Source organism: Actinosynnema sp. NPDC023658, from assembly GCF_040639995.1.
Classification (GTDB): domain Bacteria; phylum Actinomycetota; class Actinomycetes; order Mycobacteriales; family Pseudonocardiaceae; genus Actinosynnema.
This window is the reverse complement of sequence record NZ_JBFAAX010000294.1, coordinates 1-7,346: the sequence shown is the minus strand read 5'-3', so window position 1 is coordinate 7,346 and position 7,346 is coordinate 1. Positions and strand designations below refer to the sequence as shown.

General features: G+C 74.8%; 9 protein-coding genes and 1 pseudogene. 9 read left to right on the top strand and 1 reads right to left on the bottom strand.

The genetic code is table 11. The annotated features are described in order from the left end of the window. The 9 genes and pseudogenes from AB0G02_RS24255 to AB0G02_RS24215 form a co-directional block, all read left to right on the top strand. A pseudogene (locus AB0G02_RS24255) lies at nucleotides 1-426 on the top strand (3-oxoacyl-ACP synthase); the annotation flags it as partial. A 16-nt stretch (nucleotides 427-442) separates the two neighbouring features. Then, entirely contained in the window at nucleotides 443-1,429 is a 987-nt protein-coding gene (locus AB0G02_RS24250) for a beta-ketoacyl-ACP synthase III (RefSeq protein ID WP_360797754.1), read from the top strand. Nucleotides 1,430-1,432: 3 nt separating this feature from the next. Next, a complete protein-coding gene (locus AB0G02_RS24245; protein ID WP_360797753.1) occupies nucleotides 1,433-1,771 on the top strand; it encodes a hypothetical protein in 339 nt (112 codons plus the stop codon). 4 nt (nucleotides 1,772-1,775) lie between these two features. Beyond that, a complete protein-coding gene (locus AB0G02_RS24240) occupies nucleotides 1,776-2,222 on the top strand; it encodes a 3-hydroxyacyl-ACP dehydratase (protein ID WP_360797752.1) in 447 nt (148 codons plus the stop codon). Further along, nucleotides 2,219-2,989 (top strand): lipoyl(octanoyl) transferase LipB, encoded by a 771-nt coding sequence (gene lipB / locus AB0G02_RS24235; RefSeq protein WP_360797751.1) that lies wholly within the window; start codon nucleotides 2,219-2,221, stop codon nucleotides 2,987-2,989. The genes AB0G02_RS24240 and lipB overlap by 4 nt, the downstream gene beginning before the upstream one ends. Before the next feature lie 49 nt (nucleotides 2,990-3,038). Continuing rightward, complete coding sequence (locus AB0G02_RS24230) at nucleotides 3,039-3,230, top strand: hypothetical protein (protein ID WP_360797750.1); 192 nt, start codon at nucleotides 3,039-3,041, stop codon at nucleotides 3,228-3,230. Between the two features lie 99 nt (nucleotides 3,231-3,329). Then, nucleotides 3,330-4,412, top strand: a complete 1,083-nt coding sequence (locus AB0G02_RS24225; RefSeq protein WP_360797749.1) for a polyprenyl synthetase family protein — start codon at nucleotides 3,330-3,332, stop codon at nucleotides 4,410-4,412. 315 nt (nucleotides 4,413-4,727) lie between these two features. Further along, nucleotides 4,728-5,462, top strand: a complete 735-nt coding sequence (locus tag AB0G02_RS24220) for a TIM barrel protein (protein ID WP_360797748.1) — start codon at nucleotides 4,728-4,730, stop codon at nucleotides 5,460-5,462. Then, nucleotides 5,459-6,574, top strand: a complete 1,116-nt coding sequence (locus tag AB0G02_RS24215; protein WP_360797747.1) for a Gfo/Idh/MocA family oxidoreductase — start codon at nucleotides 5,459-5,461, stop codon at nucleotides 6,572-6,574. Before AB0G02_RS24220 ends, AB0G02_RS24215 begins: the two co-directional genes overlap by 4 nt. Nucleotides 6,575-6,620: 46 nt before the next feature. Here AB0G02_RS24215 and AB0G02_RS24210 read toward each other — a convergent pair whose 3' ends face one another. After that, complete coding sequence (locus tag AB0G02_RS24210) at nucleotides 6,621-7,247, bottom strand: TetR/AcrR family transcriptional regulator (protein ID WP_360797746.1); 627 nt, start codon at nucleotides 7,245-7,247, stop codon at nucleotides 6,621-6,623. Nucleotides 7,248-7,346 lie beyond the last annotated feature (99 nt).

Here is a 7,346-nt window from a genome sequence, read left to right as displayed (position 1 = left end):
CACCACATCACCAACCCCGACCCCGAGGGACGAGGCGTCACGGCGGCCGTGCGGGCGGCGCTGGCCGACGCGGGGGCGGCACCGGCGGACGTCGGGCACGTCAACGCGCACGGCACGTCGACGCAGCTCAACGACCTGGTGGAGGGGCGGGTGCTGGCGCGGCTGCTGCCGTCGCGGCCACTGGTCACCTCCACCAAGGGCGTGACCGGGCACATGCTGGGCGCGGCCGGCGCGGCGGAGGCGGTGTTCACGGTGCTCGCCGTGGAGCAGGGCGTCGTGCCGCCGACCGCGAACCTCGACGCGCTGGACCCGCGGCTGGACCTCGACGTGGCGACCACCGCCGGGCCGCGCGCGGTCGACCTCGCGCTGAGCAACTCGTTCGGGTTCGGCGGCCAGAACGCGGTGCTCGCCATCGCCAAGGCGTGAGCCGGGAGGGACGACGATGACCTACCGCGGTGCGGTGATCCTGGGGGTGGGCGCGAGCCTGCCGCGCCGGGTCGTCACCAACGACGACCTGGCCGCCGGCCTGGACACCTCCGACGAGTGGATCCGGTCGCGCACCGGCATCGGCGCGCGCAGGTGGGTCGACCCCGGGACGTCCACTTCGGACCTCGCCGCGGACGCGGGCGCGCGGGCCCTGCGCTCCGCCGGGACGTCCACAGTGGACGCGGTGATCGTCGCCACGACCACGCCGGACCGCTCGTGCCCGGCCGTCGCACCGGACGTGGCCGCCCGGCTCGGCCTGGTCGGCGTGCCCGCGCACGACGTCGCCGCGGTGTGCACCGGGTTCCTGTACGGGCTGGCCAACGCGGTGGGCCTGATCGCGAGCGGCGCGGCGCGGACGGTGCTGCTGATCGCCGCCGAGACGTTCTCCACCATCCTCGACCCGGCCGACCGCGGCACCGCGGAGATCTTCGGCGACGGCGCGGGCGCGGTGGTCGTCGGCGCGGGGCGGGGCGGTGACGAGCCGGGCGCGATCGGGCCGTGCGTGCTCGGCAGCGACGGCACGGGCGCCGACCTCATCCAGGTCCCGGCGGGCGAGGCCTACTTCCGGATGCGCGGCAAGGAGGTGTTCCGGCAGGCGGTGGAACGCATGTCGGACGTCGCGCTGGACGCGTTGGAGCGCTCCGGTCTCGGCCCCGACGACGTCGACCACCTGGCGCCGCACCAGGCGAACCGGCGCATCTGCGACGCGGTGGCGCAGCGCGTCGGCATCGACGCGTCGAGGGTGCTGTCGGACCTCGACGCGGTCGGCAACACCGCCGCCGCGTCCATCCCCGTGCTGCTGGCCGACGCCGCCGCGGCCGGTCGGCTCGACGCGGGCGACCGGGTGCTCGCGGTGGCCTTCGGCGGCGGCCTCACCTGGGGCGCGGTGACACTGATCTGGCCGGACGCCGCGGCCGACCTCGGCACGTTGGGCGAGGGCTGACCGGTGCGCCCGCTCGGCGCACCGGTCGAGGTGCTGGAACGCTCCGGGACCACCACCGTCGCCCGACTGGTGGTCGCGGCGGACGACCCGGTGTTCGCGGGCCACTTCCCGGGCCTGCCGATCCTTCCCGGCGTCCGGCTGGTCGAGTTCGCCCACCGGGCCGCGACCGTCGACCGGCCGTCGAGGCTGGTCGGGGTCGAGTCGTGCCGGTTCCTGCGCCCGGTGTTCCCCGGCGCGGTGCTCACCGCCCGGCTGACCCGGGACGACTCCCGCTGCGCCGCCGTGGTGAGCGACGCGGACGGCGTGGTCGCCCGGATCACGCTGCGGTACGAGGCGGTGTGACGTGATGACGACCTCCGACATCCTCCGGGTGCTGCCGCACCGCTACCCGGTGCTGCTGGTCGACCGGGTGGAGGACGTGACGCCGGGGGAGTCGTTGACCGCGCTCAAAGCGGTCAGCGCCAACGAACCCTGCTACGCCGACCTCGCCCCCGGCGCACCGGACGACTACCCGTCGACGTTGCTGGTGGAGTCGTGGTGCCAGGCGGCGGTGCTGCTGGCGTCGTGGGACCGGCCGGACCGCGACCGGGTGGTCCTGTTCGGCGCGATGTCCGACGTCGCGTTCCACCGCCCGGTCACGCCGGGGTGCGTGGTCCGGCACTCGGTGCGCGTCCTGGACGCCCGCGGCGACGCGGTGGTGTTCACCGGGCGGTCCGAGGTCGACGGGCACGTGGTGATGACGGTCGGCCGGGTGGTCACGACCTCCCGCGCCGCCGCCGACCTGCGGCCGTGAGCGCGCCTAGACTCGACGGCGTGGTGGACGGTCCGATGCGCTTCGTGCACGCCGGGTTCGGCCCGGACGCGGTGCCGTACGAGCAGGCGTACGCCGAGCAGCGGCGGCTGCACGCGTTGCGCGTCACCGACGACATCACGGACGTGTGCGTGCTCCAGGAGCACCCGCCGGTCTACACCGCGGGCAAGCGCACCAAGGCCACCGCGTTCCCGGTCGACGACACGCCGGTGCTGGCCGTCGACCGCGGCGGTGAGATCACCTGGCACGGCCCCGGCCAGCTCGTCGGCTACCCCGTGGTGAAGCTGCCGGTGCCGCTCGACTCCGTCGGCCACGTCCGCAAGCTGGAGGACGCGCTGATCGGGACGTGCGCCGAGTTCGGCGTCGACACGGCCCGGCTCGCCGGCCGCAGCGGCGTGTGGGTGCTGGGTGACGAGCCTCCCGCGCCGGACGTGCCGCCGTCGGGTGCGGGCGTCCTCCCGCCTGGTGCACTCCAGCCGTCTGTGCTCCCGTCTGCTGCCCGCGAGCACGGGCGGCACCGCAAGATCGCCGCGATCGGCGTGCGCATCGAGCGGTGCACCAGCCTGCACGGGTTCGGCCTCAACTGCGACCCGGACCTGACCGCGTTCGACCGGATCGTGCCGTGCGGCATCGAGGACGCCGGCGTCACCTCGCTGGCCGCCGAGCTCGGCCGTCCGGTCCCGGTGGCCGAGGTGGTGCCGGTGGTGGAACGTCACCTGGCGAGGGTGTTCGCGGCCACCCGCCGCTGACCCGGGACGCGAACGCCCCGACCGGACCGGGTGTCACGCGGAAGTGTGCGTGTGCTTCCACGGCGAACGGGAAGCGGTGCTCCTCAGCGTCGTCGGAGCCGTCGCCACGCACGCCGAACGAGCGGTGTCGGCGTGGCAGCCGCAGGTCGGCGGCGTCGACGGTTCCCCGATCGGGTCGGTGAGCGTCCTCGACCGCCGGTTCCGCCCCGGCGGTGTTAGCTTCGACAGCGCCGGGAGGTGACCACGTCGATCACGGGAAGTGACCGTGGCCGCCGACCCTTCCCCCTTCCCCACTCCGTCCTGTCCGGACCCCGGTCCCGTTCGCGCCAGTGGAGGAACCATGACAGTCATCGACGCCGTCCGCGGCGATCTCGCGGAGGTCCGCGCGGAGGTGGACGCGACGCTCGACCGGTTCCTGGCCGGGAAGGCGGGCACCGCGCCGGACCCCTGCCTGCCGCCCCTGGTGGAGGTGCTGCGCGGGTTCGTGGCCGGTGGCAAGCGATTGCGCCCGCTGTTCTGCCACTGCGGCTTCCTCGCCGCGGGCGGTTCGCCCGACGACCGCGCGGTGGTGTGGACCGGTGCCGCGCTGGAGATGTTCCACACCTTCGCGCTGGTGCACGACGACATCATGGACCGCTCCGCGATGCGGCGCGGCCGGCCGACCGTGCACCGGCTGCTCGCCGAGCACTTCGCCGGTTCCCGCGAGGACGACGGCGTCGCGGCCGAGCGGTTCGGCATGAACCTCGCCATCCTCGTGGGCGACATGTGCTTCGCGTGGACCGACGAGCTGCTGGACCGGGTGGAGGTCGACCCGCCGCGGTGGCGAGAGGTCCGGGCGCTGCTGCACACCATGCGCACCGAGCTGATCGCCGGGCAGTACCTGGACCTGGGCGGCGACCCGAGGTCCACCGCGGACCCGGTGCGGTCGGCGTGGCGGATGACCCGCCTCAAGACCGCCCGGTACACGGTGGACCTGCCGCTGCGCATCGGTGCGGCCCTGGCCGGCGGCGACGCGGCGCTGATGAGGGCGTGCGGCGCTTACGGCAGGCCGGTCGGTGAGGCGTTCCAGCTCCGCGACGACCTGCTCGGCGTGTTCGGTGACCCCGGCGTGACCGGCAAGCCGGACCTGGACGACCTGCGCGCCGGCAAGCCCACCGTGCTGATGGCGCTGGCGAGGCAGCAGGCCACCCCGGAGCAGCGCGAGGTCATCTCGGCCCTCCACGGCGACCCGGACCTCGACGAGGAGCGAGCCGAGCGCCTGCGGGACGTCGTGGTCGCCACCGGGGCCGCCGAGCGGGTGGAACGACTGATCACCATCCGCGCCGAGCGGGCGTTGAGCGCGCTGCGCTCCTCGTCCATGGCCCCGGCCGCCAAGGCGTCGCTGTCCGACCTGGTCGCCCACGCCACCCGCCGCGCCCGCTGACCGACTCTCCCCGCCCAACTCTTCCCCCCACCGGCTCGCCTGCTCGTCCAGCTGCTCCAAGTGCCCGGCGAGCACCCGCGTGAGCGGTTCAGGGTCGGACGTGTCGGCTGGCACGTCACCGCGATCCGGGCCACCGCGCCGACGCCCCGGCGCGGCTCGTCGTCGTGCCCCTTCCCGTTCATGCCACCGGCCCTGGAGCCTCACGTAAGTCCGGCTTGGGGCGGGTCGCGCGGGGATCTGGTGCGAATTTCTACCAAGTGGTAGAAATCATGGGAGCGCTTCCACAGTGCGCCGACATCGACGTCAGGAGCCGGGATGAGCAGAACGTCCGTGCAGCTGTACTCCGTCCGCGACGCGTTCGCGGCCGACCCCTCCGACACCCTCCGGCGGCTCGCCGCCATCGGCTTCACCCGCGTCGAGCCCTACGGCTTCGTCGAGTTCGCCGACGTGCTGCGCACCGCGCTGCCCGAGCACGGCCTCACCGCGCCGACCGCCCACGCCCGGCTCCTCGGCGTCGACCAGCACGCCGTCTTCGCCGCCGCGGTCGACTGCGGCATCGAGGTCGTCATCGACCCGCACGTCGAGGCGGAGAAGTGGCACGACCCGGCGGACGTCGCCGCCACCGCGTCCGCGCTGAACGCCGCCGCCGCGGCCGCCGCCGAGCACGGCCTGCGCGTCGGCTACCACAACCACTGGTGGGAGTTGGCGTCCCGGATCGACGGCCGCAGCGCGTTCGAGGTGCTGGCCGACCAGCTCGACCCCGAGGTGCTGCTGGAGGTCGACACCTACTGGGCGACCGTCGGCGGCGAGGACGCGCCCGCCCTGCTGCGCCGCCTCGGGTCGCGGGTGCACGCGATCCACGTCAAGGACGGCGACCTCGCGCGGGACGGCTCCGGTCAGGTGCCCGCCGGACGGGGACGCGTGCCGGTGGCCGAGGTGCTGGCCGCCGCGCCGGACGCGTTGCACGTGGTCGAGTTCGACGCCTACGACGGGGACGTGTTCGCCGGCATCGCCGCGAGCCACGCGTTCCTCTCCGGGGTCGGGGCATGAGCGCGCCGCTCGGCGTGGGTGTCGTCGGCGCGGGGGTCATCAGCGAGGAGTACCTGCGCAACCTGACCGCGTTCCCGGACGTGCGGGTGTCGGCCGTCGCGGACCTCGACCCGGCGCGTGCGGCGGCGCAGGCCGCCCGCCACGGCGTGCCCCGCTCGTGCGGCGTGGGCGAGCTGCTGGCCGACCCGGACATCGGGCTGGTGGTCAACCTGACCGTCCCGGCCGCGCACGTCGAGGTCGGGCTGGCCGCGCTCGACGCCGGCAAGCACGTGTGGCTGGAGAAGCCGCTCGGTCTGGACCGCGCCGGCGCCCGCGCACTCCTCGACCGCGCCGGGGAACGGGGGCTGCGGGTCGCGTGCGCGCCGGACACGGTGCTGGGCGCCGGCTGGCAGACCGCGCGGCGGGCCGTCGACGCCGGTCGGATCGGTGAGCCGCGCACCGCCCTGGCCCTGTTCCAGGTGCCGGGACCGGAGAGCTGGCACCCCGCGCCCGAGTTCCTGTTCCAGGCGGGCGGCGGGCCGTTGCTCGACATGGGGCCGTACTACCTGACGGGACTGGTGCACCTGCTCGGCCCGATCCGCCGGGTCACCGCCACCGGCAGCCGGGCGCGGGACACGCGGGTGATCGGCTCGGGACCGCGGGCCGGGGTGGAGTTCCCGGTGACCGTGCCGACCACCGTGGGCGCGTTGGTCGAGTTCGAGCGCGGCGGGTCCGCGCAGGTGGTGTTCAGCTTCGACTCGGCGTTGGCGCGCACGGGGTTCGTGGAGGTGACCGGGACGCTCGGGACGGCCGTGCTGCCGGACCCCAACCGGTTCGACGGCGAGACCGCGCTGCACCTGCTCGGCGGACCGGACGGCGTGGAAACCCTTGCGCCGCAAGGACATCAGGCGACCCGCGGCACGGGCGTGCTGGAGCTGGCGCGGGCGATCGCGGCGGGGGAGCCGGAACGCGCGTCGGGCCGGGTGGCGTTCCACGTGCTCGACGCGATGCTGGCGATCGAGGAGTCCATCGCGGGCGGGCAACCGGTGGACGTGGGCAGCACGGTCGAGCCGCCGCCCACCCTGCCGGTCGACTGGGACCCGTACGCCCTCACCGCTGGCGGGGTGCGGTGAGGGCTCCAGCCGCCGGCCGCCTGGGGGCGTTTCCCGAGGCGGCCGTTCAGTCGAGCGGAACGGCCGGGTCGAGCTGGGCCGCCGGGTCGAGCGGGACGGTGAGGACGTTCTCCAGGTAGCACCGCAGTGAGCCGACCACGTCCACCTCGTCGGGCGTGGTCAGCCACTGCACCTGCAGGCCGTCCATCAGCGCGATGAACGTCAGCGCCGCGGTCGCCGGGTCGAGACCCGGGCGCAGCTCGCCCCGATCCGCGAGGGCGCGGAACGACCCGACCACCCCTTCCCGCGCCGCCCGGTAGTGGCGGACGAAGTAGGCGTGGGCGGGGTGGTCCGCGGCGATGGCCTCGGCGGCGAGGCGCGAGTAGAGGTCGACGATGCCGGGGTGGCGGACGTTGTGCTCGGCCAGGGCCACGAAGTGCCGCAACACCTCCAGGCCGGGCGCGGCTTGGAGCTGCTCGCGCTCGGCGTCCTCCGCGTCACGACGCTCCAGCACCGCGGCGAGCAGCGCTTCCTTGGTCGGGAAGTAGTACAGCAACCCGGCGTGCGTGATCCCGGCGCGCTTGGCGATCTCCCGCAACGACGACCCGTGGTACCCGGCCTCCCCGTAAACCGCGACCGCCGCCGTGATGATGTCCTCGCGGCGGATGCGACCCTTCAGGTAACCGCCGGTCACGGGCTCGCCGTCGTCTCGCGCACGGCCTCATCATGCCGCACCACCCGACCCCCACCCGCCCGCGCCACCCCACCCCGCCCGACCCGCGCCACCCCCGCC

Bases quoted from the DNA above. Each gene is read 5' to 3' on its own strand.
- AB0G02_RS24250 (WP_360797754.1), top strand. From the start codon at position 443: ATGACCTACCGCGGTGCGGTGATCCTGGGGGTGGGCGCGAGCCTGCCG.
- AB0G02_RS24240 (WP_360797752.1), top strand. From the start codon at position 1,776: ATGACGACCTCCGACATCCTCCGGGTGCTGCCGCACCGCTACCCGGTG.
- AB0G02_RS24225 (WP_360797749.1), top strand. From the start codon at position 3,330: ATGACAGTCATCGACGCCGTCCGCGGCGATCTCGCGGAGGTCCGCGCG.
- AB0G02_RS24220 (WP_360797748.1), top strand. From the start codon at position 4,728: ATGAGCAGAACGTCCGTGCAGCTGTACTCCGTCCGCGACGCGTTCGCG.
- AB0G02_RS24215 (WP_360797747.1), top strand. From the start codon at position 5,459: ATGAGCGCGCCGCTCGGCGTGGGTGTCGTCGGCGCGGGGGTCATCAGC.